This is a genomic window from Kineosporia sp. R_H_3 (genome assembly GCF_002198675.1).
Taxonomy (GTDB): Bacteria; Actinomycetota; Actinomycetes; order Actinomycetales; family Kineosporiaceae; genus R-H-3.
The window spans coordinates 1-16,839 of record NZ_MWLL01000184.1 but is presented as its reverse complement, the minus strand read 5'-3'; the positions used below and the strand labels follow the sequence as shown (position 1 = coordinate 16,839).

21 protein-coding genes are annotated in these 16,839 nt (G+C 73.0%); 17 read left to right on the top strand and 4 right to left on the bottom strand.

Translation table 11 applies throughout. The annotated features are described in order from the left end of the window. The first annotated feature begins 25 nt into the window (after positions 1-25). The 15 genes from rpsE (at position 26) to ECOMGDLI_RS20515 (ending at position 13,162) form a co-directional block, all read left to right on the top strand. Positions 26-670 carry a 30S ribosomal protein S5 gene (rpsE, locus tag ECOMGDLI_RS20585; protein WP_088318756.1) on the top strand — a complete coding sequence of 215 codons (645 nt, stop codon included), beginning with the start codon at positions 26-28 and terminating at the stop codon, positions 668-670. Further along, the gene (gene rpmD, locus ECOMGDLI_RS20580) at positions 670-855 is read left to right on the top strand and encodes a 50S ribosomal protein L30 (protein ID WP_088289651.1); all 186 of its coding nucleotides are present in this window, start codon (positions 670-672) and stop codon (positions 853-855) included. The genes rpsE and rpmD overlap by 1 nt, the downstream gene beginning before the upstream one ends. Beyond that, on the top strand, positions 855-1,319 hold the full coding sequence (gene rplO, locus ECOMGDLI_RS20575; protein WP_088318755.1) for a 50S ribosomal protein L15: 465 nt from the start codon (positions 855-857) through the stop codon (positions 1,317-1,319). Before rpmD ends, rplO begins: the two co-directional genes overlap by 1 nt. 304 nt (positions 1,320-1,623) lie before the next feature. Continuing rightward, positions 1,624-2,937 (top strand): preprotein translocase subunit SecY, encoded by a 1,314-nt coding sequence (secY, locus tag ECOMGDLI_RS20570; protein WP_088318754.1) that lies wholly within the window; start codon positions 1,624-1,626, stop codon positions 2,935-2,937. 39 nt (positions 2,938-2,976) lie between these two features. Then, a complete protein-coding gene (locus ECOMGDLI_RS20565) occupies positions 2,977-3,549 on the top strand; it encodes an adenylate kinase (RefSeq protein ID WP_088318753.1) in 573 nt (190 codons plus the stop codon). 135 nt (positions 3,550-3,684) lie between these two features. Beyond that, a complete protein-coding gene (gene map, locus ECOMGDLI_RS20560) occupies positions 3,685-4,518 on the top strand; it encodes a type I methionyl aminopeptidase (protein WP_088318752.1) in 834 nt (277 codons plus the stop codon). Between the two features lie 248 nt (positions 4,519-4,766). Continuing rightward, a complete protein-coding gene (gene infA, locus ECOMGDLI_RS20555; protein ID WP_088289656.1) occupies positions 4,767-4,988 on the top strand; it encodes a translation initiation factor IF-1 in 222 nt (73 codons plus the stop codon). 66 nt (positions 4,989-5,054) lie between these two features. Next, positions 5,055-5,168: a 50S ribosomal protein L36 gene (gene rpmJ, locus ECOMGDLI_RS20550; protein WP_088289657.1), complete on the top strand. Its 114-nt coding sequence runs from the start codon at positions 5,055-5,057 to the stop codon at positions 5,166-5,168. 198 nt (positions 5,169-5,366) lie between these two features. Next, positions 5,367-5,747 (top strand): 30S ribosomal protein S13, encoded by a 381-nt coding sequence (gene rpsM / locus ECOMGDLI_RS20545; RefSeq protein ID WP_088318751.1) that lies wholly within the window; start codon positions 5,367-5,369, stop codon positions 5,745-5,747. A 112-nt stretch (positions 5,748-5,859) separates the two neighbouring features. After that, entirely contained in the window at positions 5,860-6,267 is a 408-nt protein-coding gene (rpsK, locus tag ECOMGDLI_RS20540; protein ID WP_088289659.1) for a 30S ribosomal protein S11, read from the top strand. 38 nt (positions 6,268-6,305) lie between these two features. Beyond that, positions 6,306-6,932 (top strand): 30S ribosomal protein S4, encoded by a 627-nt coding sequence (rpsD, locus tag ECOMGDLI_RS20535; RefSeq protein ID WP_088318750.1) that lies wholly within the window; start codon positions 6,306-6,308, stop codon positions 6,930-6,932. A 162-nt stretch (positions 6,933-7,094) separates the two neighbouring features. Continuing rightward, positions 7,095-8,111, top strand: coding sequence for a DNA-directed RNA polymerase subunit alpha (locus ECOMGDLI_RS20530; RefSeq protein ID WP_088289661.1), 1,017 nt, complete (start codon positions 7,095-7,097; stop codon positions 8,109-8,111). Positions 8,112-8,170: 59 nt separating this feature from the next. After that, on the top strand, positions 8,171-8,899 hold the full coding sequence (gene rplQ, locus ECOMGDLI_RS36910; RefSeq protein ID WP_088318749.1) for a 50S ribosomal protein L17: 729 nt from the start codon (positions 8,171-8,173) through the stop codon (positions 8,897-8,899). A gap of 182 nt (positions 8,900-9,081) precedes the next feature. After that, positions 9,082-9,873 carry a tRNA pseudouridine(38-40) synthase TruA gene (locus ECOMGDLI_RS20520; RefSeq protein WP_233153561.1) on the top strand — a complete coding sequence of 264 codons (792 nt, stop codon included), beginning with the start codon at positions 9,082-9,084 and terminating at the stop codon, positions 9,871-9,873. Between the two features lie 151 nt (positions 9,874-10,024). Continuing rightward, positions 10,025-13,162: an ExeM/NucH family extracellular endonuclease gene (locus tag ECOMGDLI_RS20515; RefSeq protein ID WP_198955044.1), complete on the top strand. Its 3,138-nt coding sequence runs from the start codon at positions 10,025-10,027 to the stop codon at positions 13,160-13,162. A 16-nt stretch (positions 13,163-13,178) separates the two neighbouring features. Here ECOMGDLI_RS20515 and ECOMGDLI_RS20510 read toward each other — a convergent pair whose 3' ends face one another. Next, positions 13,179-13,874 carry a maleylpyruvate isomerase N-terminal domain-containing protein gene (locus tag ECOMGDLI_RS20510; protein WP_088318748.1) on the bottom strand — a complete coding sequence of 232 codons (696 nt, stop codon included), beginning with the start codon at positions 13,872-13,874 and terminating at the stop codon, positions 13,179-13,181. Continuing rightward, positions 13,871-14,761: a hypothetical protein gene (locus tag ECOMGDLI_RS20505; RefSeq protein WP_088318747.1), complete on the bottom strand. Its 891-nt coding sequence runs from the start codon at positions 14,759-14,761 to the stop codon at positions 13,871-13,873. Before ECOMGDLI_RS20505 ends, ECOMGDLI_RS20510 begins: the two co-directional genes overlap by 4 nt. Positions 14,762-14,916: 155 nt before the next feature. Here ECOMGDLI_RS20505 and ECOMGDLI_RS20500 point away from each other — a divergent pair, with 155 nt between their 5' ends. Beyond that, on the top strand, positions 14,917-15,315 hold the full coding sequence (locus ECOMGDLI_RS20500; RefSeq protein ID WP_369812775.1) for a DUF5709 domain-containing protein: 399 nt from the start codon (positions 14,917-14,919) through the stop codon (positions 15,313-15,315). A gap of 4 nt (positions 15,316-15,319) precedes the next feature. Next, positions 15,320-15,760 (top strand): VOC family protein, encoded by a 441-nt coding sequence (locus tag ECOMGDLI_RS20495; protein ID WP_158221085.1) that lies wholly within the window; start codon positions 15,320-15,322, stop codon positions 15,758-15,760. On the opposite strand, the gene ECOMGDLI_RS20490 is transcribed toward ECOMGDLI_RS20495, so the two are convergent. Continuing rightward, the gene (locus ECOMGDLI_RS20490; protein WP_143447820.1) at positions 15,750-16,676 is read right to left on the bottom strand and encodes a pyridoxamine 5'-phosphate oxidase family protein; all 927 of its coding nucleotides are present in this window, start codon (positions 16,674-16,676) and stop codon (positions 15,750-15,752) included. The genes ECOMGDLI_RS20495 and ECOMGDLI_RS20490 overlap by 11 nt on opposite strands. 33 nt (positions 16,677-16,709) lie before the next feature. Next, positions 16,710-16,839, bottom strand: a 130-nt coding sequence (locus tag ECOMGDLI_RS36905; protein WP_143447819.1) for a DUF2510 domain-containing protein, incomplete at its 5' end; no start/stop codon positions are given.

Below are 16,839 nucleotides of genomic sequence, written 5' to 3'. Positions count from 1 at the left end.
ACATGCGAGAGGGAAGGAACCTCTGATGGCTGGACCCCAGCGCCGAGGCGGAGGCCCCGTCGGAGCCGCCGGTGGTGGCAGCGGCGACAACAGCGGCCGCCGTGGCGGTCGTGACCGCGACAACCAGCGCGGCGGTCGTGACGGCGGCGCGGAGAAGACCGCGTTCGTCGAGCGCGTCGTGACGATCAACCGTGTGGCCAAGGTCGTCAAGGGTGGCCGCCGCTTCAGCTTCACCGCGCTCGTCGTGGTGGGCGACGGCGACGGCACCGTGGGCGTCGGCTACGGCAAGGCCAAGGAGGTGCCCGCGGCGATCGCCAAGGGTGTCGAGGAGGCCAAGAAGCACTTCTTCAAGGTGCCCCGCATCCAGGGCACCATCCCGCACCCGATCCAGGGTGAGGCCGCCGCGGGCGTCGTCATGCTCAAGCCGGCGTCGCCGGGTACCGGCGTCATCGCCGGCGGCCCGGTCCGCGCCGTCCTCGAGTGCGCCGGCATCCACGACGTCCTCAGCAAGTCGCTCGGCTCGAGCAACGCGATCAACATCGTGCACGCCACGGTGGCCGCGCTGCGCGGGCTCGAGCGTCCCGAGGAGGTCGCGGCCCGCCGCGGTCTCCCGATCGAGGACGTCGCCCCGGCGGCGCTCCTGCGGGCCCGTGCGGGGGTGACCAGCTGATGGCACGCCTCAAGGTGACCCAGATCAAGTCCAAGGTTGGTGGCATCCAGGCGCACCGCGACACCCTGCGTTCGCTGGGCCTGAAGCGGATCGGCGACACCGTCGTCAAGGAGGACCGTCCCGAGTTCCGCGGGATGGTCCGCCACGTCCGCCACCTCGTCAAGGTCGAGGAGGTCGACGACTGATGTCGGAGTCGACGAACAGCGAGCACACGCTCAAGGTCCACCACCTGCGTCCGGCCCCGGGCGCCCGTACCGCCAAGACCCGTGTGGGTCGTGGTGAGGGCAGCAAGGGCAAGACCGCCGGTCGTGGCACCAAGGGCACGAAGGCGCGTTACCAGGTCTCGGCCGCCTTCGAGGGCGGTCAGATGCCTCTGCACATGCGTCTGCCCAAGCTCCGTGGCTTCAAGAACCGCTTCCGCGTGGAGTTCCAGGTCGTCAACCTGGATCGGCTCTCCGCTCTCTTCCCCGAGGGCGGTGCCGTCAGCGTCGAGGACCTCGTCGCCAAGGGCGCCGTCCGTGACGGCGCTCCGGTCAAGGTGCTCGGCGACGGCGAGGTGACGGTGGCCCTGCAGGTCACGGTCAACGCGTTCTCCGCCAGCGCCCGCGAGAAGATCGCCGCCGCCGGGGGCACCGCGACCACGCTCTGACGTGCAGGCGGCCGGCGCACCGCGCCGGCCGCCCGCCGCCGGACCGCGGGTCCACCTCGCACCACCCAGGCCGGGTCCGGCCCGTCGCCCCTGAGGCGGTGGGTGCGGACCCTTCCTGCTTGTCCAGCCTCCGCGGGGGGACGCACGTCACCCCGCGCGGCGCACCGGCACCGCTCGCCGAGCACGTGCCACCTCTCGTCGCGGCAGCCTTCCGCGCCTCTCCCGAACCGGGGAGGGCCGGATGTTATGGTCACGACGAGGTTGTCTCTAGGCCGCCCCCTCGGGCGGCGCGCAGGAGGAAGTTGTGCTCTCCGCGTTCGCCCGGGCCTTCCGGACGCCGGACCTGCGGCGCAAGCTGCTGTTCACCATGGCGATCATGGCGGTCTTCCGGCTGGGCTCGTTCGTCCCGACCCCCGGGGTCGACTACCAGGCGGTCCAGCGGTGCATCGGCACCCAGGCCAACAGTGGTCTCGGCCTCATCAACCTCTTCAGCGGCGGGGCGCTGCTGCAGCTGTCGGTGTTCGCGCTGGGGATCATGCCCTACATCACCGCGAGCATCATCATCCAGCTGCTCACCGTCGTCATCCCCCGCTTCGAGACGCTCAAGGAGGAGGGCCAGGCCGGCACCGCGAAGCTCACGCAGTACACGCGGTACCTCACCATCGGCCTCGCGATCCTCCAGTCGACGACGCTCGTCGCGATCGCGCGCAACCCCGGCGGGCTCTTCCAGAGCTGCAACGAGGATCTCGTCCCGAGCAACAGCTACGTGACGATCCTGCTCATGGTCGTCACGCTGACGGCCGGCACGGGCCTCATCATGTGGCTCGGCGAGCTCGTCACCGAGCGCGGCGTCGGCAACGGCATGTCGCTGCTCATCTTCACCTCGATCGCGGCCGGCTTCCCCGGCGCCCTGTGGTCGATCAAGCAGCAGAACGACAGCATCGACACGATGCTCATCGTCATCGCGATCGGCATCGTCATCATGGCGCTCGTCGTCTTCGTCGAGCAGTCCCAGCGCCGCATCCCGGTCCAGTACGCCAAGCGCCAGATCGGCCGCAAGATGTACGGCGGGACGAGCACGTACATCCCGATCAAGGTCAACATGGCCGGCGTCATCCCGGTCATCTTCGCCTCGTCGCTGCTCTACATCCCGGCGCTCATCGCCCAGTTCAACCGGGGCGACCGGACCCAGCCACCGTCGGCCTGGGTGAACTGGATCGAGACCCACCTGGTCAAGGGTGACCACCCGATCTACATGCTCGCCTACGTCGCGCTCATCATCTTCTTCACGTACTTCTACGTCGCGATCACGTTCAACCCGGACGAGGTCGCCGAGAACATGAAGAAGTACGGCGGCTTCATCCCGGGCATCCGGGCCGGCCGGCCGACGGCGGAGTACCTGGACTACGTCCTCACCCGCATCACGCTGCCGGGGGCGATCTACCTCGCGGTGATCTCGCTGATCCCGCTGGTGGCCTTCGCGCTGCTCAACGCGAACACGAACTCGTTCCCGTTCGGCGGCACGTCGATCCTCATCATCGTGGGCGTCGGCCTGGAGACGGTGAAGCAGATCGAGTCCCAGCTCCAGCAGCGGCACTACGAAGGGTTCCTGCGATGAGGTGCGCCCCGGCGCGCACCCGGTGAGGTCGGTGCACCCATGAGACTCGTCCTTCTCGGCCCTCCCGGGGCGGGCAAGGGGACCCAGGCCAAGCGGCTCTCGGAGCGGCTCGGCATCCCCGCGATCTCGACCGGAGACATCTTCCGGGCGAACATCAAGGGCGGGACGCCGCTCGGGCAGCTCGCGCAGAGCTACACCAGCGCGGGCAAGCTCGTGCCCGACGAGGTCACGAACGACATGGTCAAGGACCGCCTCGCCCAGCCCGACACCGAGAACGGCTTCCTCCTCGACGGGTACCCGCGCAACGCGGGCCAGGTCGAGGCGCTCGACGCCCTGCTCGCCGCGGCCGACAGCGGCCTCGACGCCGTCGTCCAGCTCACCGCGGACACCGACGAGCTCGTCGCCCGGCTGCTCAACCGGGCGACCGTCGAGGGCCGCGAGGACGACACCGAGGACGTCATCCGGCACCGGCAGGAGGTCTACAACTCGGAGACCGCCCCGCTCGTCGACATCTACTCGGCGCGCGGCCTGCTCGTCGCGGTCGACGGGATGGGCGACATCGACGACGTCACCGAGCGGCTCCAGGCCGCGCTGTCGGCGCTCGAGGCCTGACGGCACCCGCACGACCCGCACCGACGCAGGAGCCCCCGGACCACGACGGTCCGGGGGCTCCTGCGTCGCACGGGCCGGGCGGGTGCGAACGGGGACGGCGCGAACCGGGCCCGGACCTCACGTAGGCTCTCCCGCATGCTCGGACGCGACCGGATCCAGTACAAGACGACGGACCAGATCCGCCTGATGCGCAAGGCCGGGCTCGTCGTCGCCGACGCGCTCGACGCCGTCCGTGCGGCCCTGCGGCCCGGGGTCACGACGAAGGAGCTGGACGCCGTCGCGCACGACGTCATCCGCTCCGCGGGCGCCGTCCCGTCGTTCCTCGGCTACGGGCACCCGCCGTTCCCCGCCGTCACGTGCATCTCGGTCAACGAGGAGATCGTCCACGGGATCCCCGGCGCGCGGGTCGTCCGTGAGGGCGACGTCGTCTCGGTCGACTGCGGGGCGATCCTGTCCGGGTGGCACGGCGACTCGGCGTTCACCGCCGTCGTCCCGCGGGCCGACGGCACGGTCGACCCCCGGGACGCGGACCTGTCCGCGGTGACCGAGTCCTCGATGTGGCACGGCATCGCCGCGATCCGGGCGGGGGAGCGGCTCGGGGAGATCGGCGGGGCCGTCGAGGACCACGTCGCGGACCGCTACGGCCTCGTCGAGGACTACGGCGGCCACGGGATCGGCACCGAGATGCACCAGGCGCCGCACGTGCTCAACTACCGCACGCGGGACAAGGGACCGCGGATGCGGGCGGGCCTGTGCGTGGCGATCGAGCCGATGCTCGCCGCCGGCGACCCCGCGAGCCGGGAGCTGGCCGACGGCTGGACCGTCGCGACCCGGGACGGCGGCAAGGCCGCGCACTGGGAGCACTCGGTCGCCCTGCACGACGGCGGGATCTGGGTGCTCACCGCGCGGGACGGCGGAGAGGCGGCGCTCGGCGCGCTCGGCGTGAAGGTCGCCCCGCTCGCGGACTGAGTCCCTGCGCGCCGCGGACGTCGTCGCGCGGACGTCGTGGCGCGGACGCCGGGGCCCGCACGCCGGGGTGCGACAAAGCGACGATTTCTCTCCCGGCGTGTCGCTGGCGTAGACTCGCTAGTCGGCTCACGAACATCTGTGCCCATCGTCTCCCCGCGGCTGGTCTGGAGATGGCAGGCGCCCGTCACACGTGCGCTGAGAAGGTCAACGTGCCCGGGGTCCACCCGGTCAGAAGGAATGCGGAGGACATGGCCAAGAAAGACGGGGTCATCGAGATCGAGGGCACCGTGGTCGAGGCACTGCCGAACGCGATGTTCCGCGTGGAGCTGGGCAACGGTCACAAGGTTCTCGCCCACATCTCGGGCAAGATGCGCCAGCACTACATCCGAATCCTCCCCGAGGACCGGGTCGTGGTGGAGCTGAGCCCGTACGACCTGTCTCGTGGTCGCATCGTCTACCGCTACAAGTAACCCGACCGCCTCTGACGCGCAGCTCACGCGATGCGGGTGCGCGTGCGTCACGTCTGAAAGACAGCGATGAAGGTCAAGCCGAGCGTCAAGAAGATCTGCGACAAGTGCAAGGTGATCCGCCGTCACGGCCGGGTCATGGTCATCTGCGAGAACCAGCGTCACAAGCAGCGCCAGGGCTGAGCGAAGGCTCACTCCGGCGGACCAGGACCTGAGGGTCCCCGCACGTACGTCGCACCGCCCAGAGCAGTAACCCGCCCCCCGAGCGGTCAGGCCCGTCAGGGCCACCCTCGGGACGCCACCCCCGGCCGGAGGCCGGGGACCCGGACAGATCCCCGGGACCGGTGCTGCAGCAGACCTCCGAGCACAGAAGAGAGATCCATGGCACGCCTCGTCGGCGTCGACCTCCCCCGCGAGAAGCGGGTCGAGATCGCGCTCACCTACATCTTCGGCGTGGGTCGCACCCGCTCCAAGGAGGCCCTCGCAGCCACCGGCATCAACCCGGACACCCGGGTTCGTGACCTCGGTGACGAGGACCTCGTCAAGCTCCGTGACTACATCGACGTGAACTTCAAGGTCGAGGGTGACCTCCGCCGCGAGGTCGCGGCGGACATCCGGCGCAAGGTCGAGATCGGGTGCTACGAGGGTCTGCGGCACCGCCGCGGCCTGCCCGTCCGCGGCCAGCGCACGAAGACCAACGCGCGTACGCGCAAGGGTCCGAAGCGCACGGTCGCCGGCAAGAAGAAGCCGGGCAAGAAGTAGTAGCCGGCGCGACGCCGTCCTGCGGACGTCGTCCCGCGCCGCTTCCCGGGCCCGCCTCGCCGGCCCGATCTCAGACTGCAGACCAGCCACACAGACCAGGAGTATTTGGTAGATGCCTCCCCAGAAGAGGGTCGCCGCCGGGGCGCGCAAGCCCCGTCGCAAGGAGAAGAAGAACGTCTCCCACGGCCAGGCGCACATCAAGAGCACCTTCAACAACACGATCGTGTCCATCACGGACCCGACGGGCGCCGTGATCTCGTGGGCCTCCGCCGGTCAGGTCGGCTTCAAGGGCTCCCGCAAGTCCACGCCGTTCGCCGCGCAGATGGCCGCCGAGGCCGCTGCACGCCGGGCGCAGGAGCACGGGATGCGCAAGGTCGACGTCTTCGTCAAGGGGCCGGGTTCCGGCCGCGAGACCGCGATCCGCTCCCTCCAGGCCACCGGCCTCGAGGTGGGCTCGATCCAGGACGTCACCCCCACCCCGCACAACGGGTGCCGCCCGCCGAAGCGCCGCCGCGTCTGACGCGCCGACCCGACCCAGCCTGAGGAGAACGAGTACACATGGCGCGTTACACCGGCGCTGACTGCAAGCGCTGCCGCCGCGAGAAGACCAAGCTGTACCTCAAGGGTGCAAAGTGCGACAGCCCGAAGTGCCCGATCGAGATCCGGCCCTACCCGCCGGGTGAGCACGGCCGCGCGCGCACCAAGGAGAGCGAGTGCCTGCTCCAGATGCGCGAGAAGCAGAAGGCCGCGCGCATCTACGGGGTCCTCGAGAAGCAGTTCCGTGGCTACTACGAGGAGGCGAACCGCCGGACCGGCAAGACCGGCGAGAACCTGCTGCGCATCCTCGAGTCGCGGCTCGACAACGTCGTGTACCGGGCCGGCTTCGCCAAGTCCCGGGACATGGCCCGTCAGGTCGTCCGGCACGGTCACATCCTCGTGAACGGCCACAAGGTCGACATCCCGTCGTACCGCGTGACGGAGAACGACATCATCGAGGTGCGCGAGAAGTCCTTCGAGATGACGCCCTTCGTCATCGCGCGCGCCGAGGCCGGCGAGCGGACCGTCCCGGCGTGGCTCGAGGTCATCCCGAACCGGATGCGTGTCCTGGTCCACGGCCTCCCGGCCCGCCAGGTCATCGACACCCCGGTCCAGGAGCAGCTGATCGTCGAGCTCTACAGCAAGTAGTGACGTGGCGCGGGAGGGCTTCGGCCCTCCCGCGCCTTCGCACGCTCCTGCCGCACCACGGGGCAGGCGAACCACCGGCACCACCCCTGACGGCATATGGAGGCCGCGCAGGGTCAGCTCGGGGCATCAAATAGCGGATGCTCCTGGAAGGAAGATCACGACATGCTCATCGCACAGCGGCCGACGCTGACCGAAGAGGTCGTCGGCGAGAACCGTTCGCGGTTCGTCATCGAGCCCCTCGAGCCCGGCTTCGGCTACACGCTCGGCAACAGCCTGCGGCGCACGCTGCTCTCGTCGATCCCCGGTGCCTCGGTCACGAGCATCCGCGTCGACGGCGTCCTCCACGAGTTCACCACCGTCCCGGGGGTGAAGGAGGACGTCACCGAGCTCATCCTCAACATCAAGGGCCTCGTCGTCTCCAGCGAGCACGACGAGCCGGTCGTCATGTACCTGCGCAAGCAGGGCCCGGGCACCGTCACCGCCGCGGACATCGCGCCGCCGGCGGGCGTCGAGGTGCACAACCCGGACCTCCACATCGCGACCCTCAACGGCAAGGGCAAGCTCGAGATGGAGCTGACCGTCGAGCGCGGTCGTGGCTACGTCTCGGCGAACCAGAACAAGTCCGGTGACCAGGAGATCGGCCGCATCCCGGTCGACTCGATCTACTCGCCGGTCCTCAAGGTGACGTACAAGGTCGAGGCGACGCGTGTCGAGCAGCGCACCGACTTCGACCGGCTCATCGTCGACGTCGAGACCAAGCCCTCGACGCAGCCGCGCGACGCCATGGCGTCGGCCGGCAAGACGCTCGTCGAGCTGTTCGGTCTCGCCCGCGAGCTGAACGTCGAGGCCGAGGGCATCGACATGGGCCCGTCGCCGTCGGACGCCGCGCTCGCGGCCGACCTCGCGCTGCCGATCGAGGAGCTCGACCTCACGGTCCGCTCCTACAACTGCCTCAAGCGCGAGGGCATCCACACCGTCGGCGAGCTCGTCGCGCGCAGCGAGGCGGACCTGCTCGACATCCGCAACTTCGGCGCGAAGTCCATCGACGAGGTCAAGGCCAAGCTCCACGGCATGGGTCTTGCTCTCAAGGACAGCCCGCCCGGGTTCGACCCCGCGCTCGTCGTCGACAGCTTCGGCGCCGACGACGACATGTCCTACGCCGAGGACGAGCAGCTCTGACCACCCCACCCCGGGCCTGCTAGCCAGGCCCGGGGCAACTCGCGAGGAGAACGACAGACATGCCCACGCCCACCAAGGGTCCGCGGCTCGGCGGTGGTCCGGCGCACGAGCGGCTGCTCCTGGCCAACCTGGCCACGCAGCTGTTCGCGCACCGGAGCATCACGACCACGGAGGCCAAGGCGAAGCGGGTGCGCCCGCTGGCCGAGCGGCTCATCACCTTCGCCAAGCGCGGCGACCTCGCGGCCCGTCGGCGCGTGCTGACCGTCGTGCGGGACAAGAGCGTCGTGCACGAGCTCTTCACCGAGATCGCGCCGGTCATGGCCGAGCGTCAGGGTGGCTACACCCGGATCACGAAGATCGGCCCCCGCAAGGGCGACAACGCGCCCATGGCGGTCATCGAGCTCGTGCTCGAGCCGCTCAGCGCGAAGAAGTCGACCGTCGCCGAGGCCGAGGCCGCGACGAAGCGGGCCGCCAAGAAGGCGCCGGCCAAGAAGGCCGCCGCTGCCGAGGCTCCCGCCGAGGAGACCCCGGTCGTGGAGGCCGCCGCGGAGCCGGCCGAGGGTCCGTACGGTCCCGACTCGGCCGCCGCCCCGGCGGACGGCTCGGCGCCCGAGGGCTTCGACATCAAGGGCAACGCGGACTCGATGAAGTTCCACACGCCCGAGTCGCCCTGGTACGGCCAGACGAAGGCCGAGGTCTGGTTCCGGACCGCCGAGGCCGCCGAGGCCGCGGGCTTCGTCAACGCCAAGCCGGCGGACGACGAGGCGGACGACGAGGCGAAGGCCTGAGCACGCACCACCCCAGCACCACCTCCGACGAGCCCGCCGGGCCCGGAGGCGCACAGCGTGACGCTGCTGCGCCGACCGGGGCCGGCGGGCTCGCCGGCTTTGCCGGGGACGGCGGCGGGTCACCGCTCGTCCGGGTCCGCCTCGACCTCGGCTACGACGGCACCGACTTCGCCGGATGGGCCGTGCAGCCGGGCCGGCGGACGGTCGCCGGGACGCTGCTCGCCGGGCTCGGGACGGTCCTGCAGGTGCCGGAGGAGGGGCTCGGGCTCGTCGTCGCGGGGCGCACGGACGCCGGTGTCCACGCCACCGGGCAGGTCGCGCACGTCGACCTCCCGCCGGACCGCTGGGCGGCGCTGCCGGGCCGCAGCGACCTGGCGCCCGCGCAGGCCCTGCTGCGCCGGCTCGCCGGCGTCCTGCCCGGCGACGTCCGGGTGCACCGCGCCGCGCCCGCCCCGGCCGGCTTCGACGCCCGCTTCTCGGCGCTGCGGCGCCGGTACGCGTACCGGGTCTGCGACGACCCCGCCGGGGTGCCGCCGCTGCGGCGGCACGACGTGCTCGCGCACCGCCGCCCGCTCGACGTCGCGGCGATGGACGCCGCCGCGGGCCGGCTCGTCGGGCTCCACGACTTCGCGGCCTTCTGCAAGCGGCGCGACGGCGCGACGACGGTCCGGACGCTCCTGGAGTACGGGTGGACCCGCGACGCCGACGGGTTCGCCGTCGCCCGGGTCGTCGCGGACGCCTTCTGCCACTCGATGGTCCGGGCTCTCGTCGGCGCCCTGCTCGCCGTCGGGGACGGCCGCCGTCCGCCCGCCTGGCCCGCCGAGGTGCTCGCGGGCCGGGTCCGGGACCCGGGGGCCGCGGTCGTGGGACCGCAGGGGCTGACCCTCGTCGAGGTGGTCTACCCGGACGACGCGCTGCTCGCCGAGCGGGCGGCGCAGGCCCGCGCCGTGCGGACGCTCCCGGCCGGCGGCTGACCGCCGCCCTCCGCCGGGACCGGCCGCCACCACGCGGAGCGGACATAGCCGTCATGCGGCGTTCACCGGTCATTCGACACCAAGGGTTCACAAGGGTCCGGGTCATCCCATAGGTTCGCGGGCAGTCGTCCCGTGGCCGGAGGGGTCCTTCATGTCGTCGCGCTCGATCGCCGCACGCCCTGCGCCCTCCCGCCGCTCCGGCCGCAGGAAGTGGCTCGTCGCGGGGGTCGCCGCCGCTGTTTGTGCGTCCGGCCTCACCGGTCTCGCGGGTGCGACGGCGGCCGGGGCGGCGTCGTCCGGGCTCGTCGTCAGCGAGGTCTACGGCGGCGGCGGGAACGGCGGCGCCTCGTTCCGCAACGACTACGTCGAGCTCCAGAACCGGGGGAGCGTCGCGGTCGACGTGACCGGCTGGTCGGTGCAGTACGCGTCGGCGGCCGGGACGACGTTCGCGGCGACACCGCTCACCGGCACGGTCGAGCCCGGCGCGTTCTACCTGGTGCAGCTCGCCGGCGGCGCGGCCACGTTCCCGGCGCTCCCCGCGCCGGACGCGACCGGGACGACGAACATGAGCGCCACGAGCGGCAAGGTCGCCCTGGTCGGCGCGACGGCGCCGCTCGCCGGGTGCTCGGTCGCGGTGTCGTGCGCGGCCGCGCCCGGCGTCGTCGACTTCGTCGGCTACGGCACCCCGAACGACTGGGAGGGGCCGGCGGCGGCCGAGCCGGGCGGCAACGCGCTCGGGGTGTACCGGCTCGACGGTGCGGACACCGACGACAACCTCGCCGACTTCAGCGCCGCGGTGCCCACGCCGCGGGCCGCGACCGCGGTGGCCGCAGCACCCGGCACGGACTGCTCCGCGCCGGACACGACGGCCGGTGCGGTCCAGGGCAGCGGTCCCGCGACGCCGGTCCCGGGAACGACCGTGACCGTCCAGGGCACCGTCGTCGGGGACTACGAGGGCCCGGCGCCCGCGCTGCGCGGCTTCTACCTCCAGGACGCCGGTGACGGCGACCCGACGACGTCCGACGCGGTGTTCGTCTTCAACAACCTCGAGGGGCTCTCGCCGGACTCGGTGCGCCCGGGGCAGACGGTGCAGGTGACCGGCACGGCCGGCGAGTTCCAGGACCAGACCCAGGTCTCGGCGTCCCGGATCGACGTCTGCGCCGACGCCCCCGCACCGGCCCCCGTCGACGTGACGCTGCCGGCGACGCCAGAGCAGCTCGAGCCGTTCGAGGGGATGCTCGTCCGGCTGCCGCAGACCATGACGGTCACGGAGCTGTTCCAGCTCGGCCGGTTCGGCGAGGTGCTCGTGTCGTCGGGCGGCAAGCTCGTCCAGCCGACGGCGCGGTTCCGGCCCGGCCCGGAGGCCGCCGCCCTGCAGGCCGAGAACCTCGCGGACCAGATCTTCCTCGACGACGGCTCCAACGTGCAGAACCCGGCGACGATCGTCTTCGGGCGCGGGGGCGCGCCGCTGTCGGCGACGAACCCGCTGCGCGGCGGGGACACGGTGACCGGCGCGGTCGGCGTCCTCACGTACGGCTTCGGCGGTGACGCCACCGCCTCCCCGAACGCGTTCCGGGTGCGGCCGGTCGGCGCCCTCGGCGGTACGGCGACGTTCGAGGCGACGAACCCGCGGCCCGCGGGGACGCCGGACGTCGGCGGCACGCTGCGGGTGGGCAGCGCCAACCTGCTGAACTTCTTCAACACCTTCACCGGCTGCACGCTCGGGGTCGGCGGGCCGACGACGGGCTGCCGCGGTGCGGAGAACCAGCTCGAGTACGACCGGCAGCTGCCCAAGCAGGTCCTGGCGATCACCTCGCTCGGCGTCGACGTCCTCGGGGTCAACGAGCTCGAGAACGACGGGTACGGCCCGTCGAGCTCCGTGGCCGTCCTCGTGGACGCGCTCAACGCGGCCGAGGGGGCGGGCACCTGGGCGTTCGTCGACGCGGACGCGGGCACCGGCGTGACGAACTCCGCCGGCACCGACGCGATCCGGACGGCGCTGCTCTACAAGCCGGCCGCGGTGACGCCGGTGGCGGGGGCGACGTTCACCGACCGGGCCAAGGACGCCGCAGGCCTCGACGTCTTCGAGCGGCACCCGGTCGCCCAGACGTTCCTCGTGCGCCGCAACGGTGCGCGGGTCACGGTCGTCGCGAACCACTTCAAGTCCAAGGGCTCGTGCCCGACCGACCTCACGTCGCCCGACGCCGACCGGGGCGACGGGCAGAGTTGCTGGAACGCCCGGCGGACGGCGCAGGCGACCGAGCTCGCGCGCTGGCTCGCCGCGGACGTCGCCCCGGCCGCCGGGACCACGGACGTGCTCGTCGTCGGTGACCTCAACTCGTACGCGGGGGAGGACCCGGTCTTCGCGCTCGAGAGCGCCGGGTACGTCAACCTGCCGAAGCGCTTCGGCGGCGAGGAGGCGTACTCCTACGTCTTCGACGGCCAGTGGGGCTACCTCGACCACGTGCTCGCCTCGGCCTCCCTCGCGCCGAGGGCGACCGGTGCCGCGGACGTCCACATCAACTCCGACGAGGCGTCGGTGCTCGACTACAACACGAACTTCAAGTCCGTGTTCCAGGTCGGCGCCGGGCCGGCGTCCCTCTACGCACCGGACCGGTTCCGCACGAGCGACCACGACCCGGTCGTCACGGGCCTGCAGACGGTGGGCGCCACGACGACCGCCGTGACGTCGTCCGCGCCGGCCGCGACCTACCGCGGCGCGGTGTCGTGGACGGCGACGGTCTCGCCCGTCGCCGGGGAGGCGACCCCGACCGGCACCGTGCAGTTCACCCTCGGCGGCAAGGCCTTCGGGGCGCCGGTGCCGCTCGTCGGCGGCGTCGCGACGAGCGCGTCGACCCGGGACCTGCCGCCCGGCGCGACGACCGTCGGGGCGTTGTACTCCGGCGACGCCGACTACTCGGGCAGCACGACGACCTTCGCGCAGGAGGTCCGGTTCGCGGTCTCGGTGACGCGGCCCGCGGACGGCGCGACGGCGCGTGCCGGGTCCACCGTCCAGGTGCGCGTGCAGCTGCGTGACGCGAACGGCCGGACGGTGCCGGACGCGCTCGCCCGGCAGTGGGTCGCGACGTGCTCGGTGAAGGTCGAGGTGATCGGCGTCCAGACCCTCGCGCCGAGGTGCGTGCGGGAGTACGACCGCTCCGACCGCGAGCTCGAGCTGTCGTGGAAGACCGCGCGCTCGCCGAAGGGCGCCGTGACCGTCACGGTGCTCGTGACCTACCCGGGGATCACCGCGGCGCAGACGGTGAGCCGGTCGGTCACGCTCACCTGACGCGGGGCCGGCCGGGTCAGAACGAGCGCAGGGCGTCGACGGCGTCGCGTTCGCGGCGGGCGAGCGCCCGCAGGACGGCGGCGTCGCCGTGCCGGTGCCGTGCGGCCCCGACGAGGACGGCGACCGCCTCGGAGAGTGCGTCGTCGGGCGGGTCGGCGACGTCGTCCGCGGCGTCGACGCCCGGCCCGAGCCCCACGGACAGCTCGAGATCCTCGGCGTGCACGCACAGCTCGACGAGCCGGGTGCGGAGGAACTCGTCGAGGAGCATGACCTGCCCGCCGTAGGCGGCGACGAGCCGGTCGGCGGGCTCGGCCCCGAACCGTGCGGGCAGGCTGTCGAGGCACGTGCGTGCGCGGGCCGCGACGCCGGCCGGACCGGGGGAGGCGTCCTCGTGGGCCCGGGACCGGATGCCGGTGTTCATGTCGGAGTCGAGGTCGTCGAGGCCGGTGAAGGCGCCGAAGTACGCCTCGGCACCGATCGTGGGCCCGGTCGGCGGCGGGTCGGCGTCGAGGAAGGCCGCGACGAGCAGGACGGAGCGGCCGAGGTGCGCGGCGAGGTCCCCGACCGTCATCCGGTCGAGGATGCTCGGCTCGTCCCAGTGCCGGGCGACCTCGTGGCGCTCGAGCAGGTCGACGGCCACGCCGGCGGTGGCGAGGTAGAGCGTGCGGAGGGGGGAGAGCGGGCCGGCGGTGCCCGGGTGCTGTGTCGTCACGGGTCGATCCTCGGGCCGGGGGAGCCCGGTGCGCCAGGACGTACCGGCGACCCGTCCGGCCACGTGCCCGGCGGCGGCAGCGGGGAGGACGGCGTCAGGTGGCCGACGTTCACCCAGCCGTGGTGCCCGGTCCGGCGGGTCTCGCGAGCCGTCGTCCACAGCCCTGCCGAGCCCGGTGCGGTCGGTGACGGGCCGAGCCGCACGACCCGGGCGCCGTCCGGGACCGGCTCGCCCGGCCCGGAGACCATCGCCCGGCAGGCGCCGCCGGACCAGTGGCCGCGCAGGGACACGAGGTCCGGGAAGCGTCGCGCGAGAAGGGCGCCGAGCGGTGACGGCCCGAACGGGACCCGGCGGCGGACACGGGTGTGGGCGTTGCCCGCCAGCAGGACCGCCGCTCCGCCGTCGGCGACGACCGGGGTGGACGCGGCGGCGGCGAGGTCGGCCATGGCGGCGTCGCGCGGCCGGTCTAGCAGGGCCACGACGTCGTCCGGCACCGCGGTGCCCGGCTCCGACCAGGGCAGGTCGACGGCGCGGACGGCCAGGGTGCCCTGCTGCGCGGTGCGGTGCAGGGACCGGAGGAGCCGCAGGAGGCCGCGGCCGGCGCGGCCGTCGTCGAACCCGGGCGGCGGGTGCCAGAACCGGGACGCCGTGAGCGCCGTCCGCGCGGCCGTGTCGTCCTCGCGCGAGAAGAACGCGTCGAGGGCCGGCTGCTCGGACGACGGGACCTCCAGGACGACCGCGACGGGCAGACCGCGACCGACGGCGAGAGCGGTGAGCCGGGCGACGACGGCGGGCAGCTCGTGGGTCCCGTGCATCTCGCCGACGAGGACGACGGCGCCGGGGACGACGAAGCGGTCCAGCGGGTCGTCGGCCGGCAGCCTGTCCATGCCTCCAGGATGCCGCGGCGCGGGTCGAGCAGCGCGGATCGATGGCGCGGATCGACGGGCGCGGATCGATTGGCGCGCGGGCGGCGCGGTGACAGGCTCGTGCCGTGAGCGACGGCATCTACGAACCGGTCAACGACGACGAGAACGACTCCGAGGTGCTGGACCTGGACCAGGTCTTCGGTGAGGACGGGGCGGACGAGGTCCTCGACACGTCCTGGTCCCCGCCGGAGCGGCCCCGGGCGATGGACTCGTTCGGCACGACCCTCGAGGAGGAGATGACCGGGGAGTCCCTCGACCAGCGCCTCGCGCAGGAAGAGCCGGACCCGGCTCTCGCGGTCGACCCGGTCGAGGGCGAGATCCTCGACGACGGCGAGGTCGGCGGGCCCCGGGCCGGACGGCTCGTCGCGCCGGACGAGGGGGCGCACGAGGACACCGAGAAGGACCTCGTCGCGTCCGACGTCGGCATCGACGCCGGAGCGGCGAGCGCGGAGGAGGCGGCGATGCACGTCGTCGACGGTGACGCCACGGCGGTCGACGAGGGCTCGTCGGTCTGAGGTCGTGGCCGGCCCGGGGAACGTCTCGATCATCACGCTCGGCGTGGCGGACGTCGACCGTGCGGCCGCCTTCTACACCGCGCTCGGGTGGCCGCGGTCGACGCGGTCGGTGGACGGCGTCATCCACTGGTTCGACGTCGGTGGCTTCTACCTCGGCGTCTACGAGGCGGCGGCGCTCGCGGTCGACTCGGGGTACGGGGCCGGTGACGTCCGCCCGCCCGGGTCGTTCTCGGGCGTGACCGTCGCGGTCAACCTCGGCAGCGCCGAGGAGGTCGACGCCGCCCTCGCGGCCGCGCTGGCAGCGGGCGCGCGGCAGACGCTCGCGCCGACGACGACCGACTACGAGGTCTACCACGCGTGCTTCGCCGACCCCGACGGCCACACGTGGGAGGTCGCGTGGAACCCGGGGTTCCCGATCGTCGACGGGCGGACCGTCATCCCGTGAGGTGCGAGGGCGACCCTTCGGCGGGGGCGTCGCCCGGCTGCCGGACGAAGCGGGCGCGGCGGACCGCCACCTCGAGGTGGCCCGGTTCCCCGCCGTGCTGCGCGTAGTAGGCCTGCCGGAACCGCCAGCGGGGCAGGTGCCGTAGCTCCGTGGCCAGCTCGTGCGGGGCGAGGTAGTAGCGCGCCGCGAGTGCGGTCGCGGTCCGCAGCGGCGGCAGCCCGGACCGGACGACGGCGGTGCCCTCGACGAGGAGCCGGCGCCGGTCCGCGCGACCGCGCTCGCCGCCGAGCAGGAGCGTGACGTCCGGGTGGGTCGTCACGTTGCGGCCCGCCCAGGACGACCCGCCGGACGTCACCCGGAGGACGCCTCCGCGGTCGGGGACGAACCAGATCGGGGTCGCGAACGGCATACCGCCGGGGGACGTCGTCCCGAGGACGAGCACCCGGCTCGCGCGGACGAAGCGCAGCGCGTCGCCCGGTGCGTCACCGTCGCCCTGGGGCTCTGCCGTCGGGACCGCGTTGCGGTGCAACGGTTCTGCGGACCGGCCGTCGGGCGCCGGTGCCGGTGTGCCGACCGGGCGCAGGGCGCCGTAGTCCCAGCAGACGGTCCGGTCCGCGGCGAGACGGAACGTCGCACGGCCCGGTGCGCCGTCGTCGCCGGTGCACCGGAGGACGCCACGGACGGCCACCGCCCGCAGGGCGAACCAGCCGATCCCGTCGTCGAGCATGACCTGGGCCCGCGCACCGTCCAGCCGGTCGGCGTCCTCGGCAGCGACCGTGACGGTCAGCGCCGCCGGGTCGCCCTGCACCTGGACCGGCAGCAGCCGGGTCGAGCCGTCGAGGACGACGGCGAGGCAGGCCCGGGGAGCGGCACGGTAGAGGTCGGCGACGGCTTCCGGCAGGACGTCCCGGGTCACCGGCGGCGCCCCGCTCCGCGGCGAGGTCACCGGTCAGCGCCCGGCGGGCGGGTGGGTCCACCCGGTCCAGGCGCGGCCGTCCCACCAGCGCAGCGGTGCCGCCCGCCAGGGGTCGGGGTACCAGCCGGCCGGGGTGGCCGGGCGGTGCGGCTGGTACCCCGAC

What these genes read in the sequence shown, in the direction of transcription:
- rpsE (WP_088318756.1), top strand. Translation starts at nt 26, where the DNA reads ATGGCTGGACCCCAGCGCCGAGGCGGAGGCCCCGTCGGAGCCGCCGGT.
- rpmD (WP_088289651.1), top strand. Translation starts at nt 670, where the DNA reads ATGGCACGCCTCAAGGTGACCCAGATCAAGTCCAAGGTTGGTGGCATC.
- rplO (WP_088318755.1), top strand. Translation starts at nt 855, where the DNA reads ATGTCGGAGTCGACGAACAGCGAGCACACGCTCAAGGTCCACCACCTG.
- ECOMGDLI_RS20565 (WP_088318753.1), top strand. Translation starts at nt 2,977, where the DNA reads ATGAGACTCGTCCTTCTCGGCCCTCCCGGGGCGGGCAAGGGGACCCAG.
- map (WP_088318752.1), top strand. Translation starts at nt 3,685, where the DNA reads ATGCTCGGACGCGACCGGATCCAGTACAAGACGACGGACCAGATCCGC.
- infA (WP_088289656.1), top strand. Translation starts at nt 4,767, where the DNA reads ATGGCCAAGAAAGACGGGGTCATCGAGATCGAGGGCACCGTGGTCGAG.
- rpmJ (WP_088289657.1), top strand. Translation starts at nt 5,055, where the DNA reads ATGAAGGTCAAGCCGAGCGTCAAGAAGATCTGCGACAAGTGCAAGGTG.
- rpsM (WP_088318751.1), top strand. Translation starts at nt 5,367, where the DNA reads ATGGCACGCCTCGTCGGCGTCGACCTCCCCCGCGAGAAGCGGGTCGAG.
- rpsK (WP_088289659.1), top strand. Translation starts at nt 5,860, where the DNA reads ATGCCTCCCCAGAAGAGGGTCGCCGCCGGGGCGCGCAAGCCCCGTCGC.
- rpsD (WP_088318750.1), top strand. Translation starts at nt 6,306, where the DNA reads ATGGCGCGTTACACCGGCGCTGACTGCAAGCGCTGCCGCCGCGAGAAG.
- ECOMGDLI_RS20530 (WP_088289661.1), top strand. Translation starts at nt 7,095, where the DNA reads ATGCTCATCGCACAGCGGCCGACGCTGACCGAAGAGGTCGTCGGCGAG.
- rplQ (WP_088318749.1), top strand. Translation starts at nt 8,171, where the DNA reads ATGCCCACGCCCACCAAGGGTCCGCGGCTCGGCGGTGGTCCGGCGCAC.
- ECOMGDLI_RS20515 (WP_198955044.1), top strand. Translation starts at nt 10,025, where the DNA reads ATGTCGTCGCGCTCGATCGCCGCACGCCCTGCGCCCTCCCGCCGCTCC.
- ECOMGDLI_RS20505 (WP_088318747.1), bottom strand. Translation starts at nt 14,761, where the DNA reads ATGGACAGGCTGCCGGCCGACGACCCGCTGGACCGCTTCGTCGTCCCC.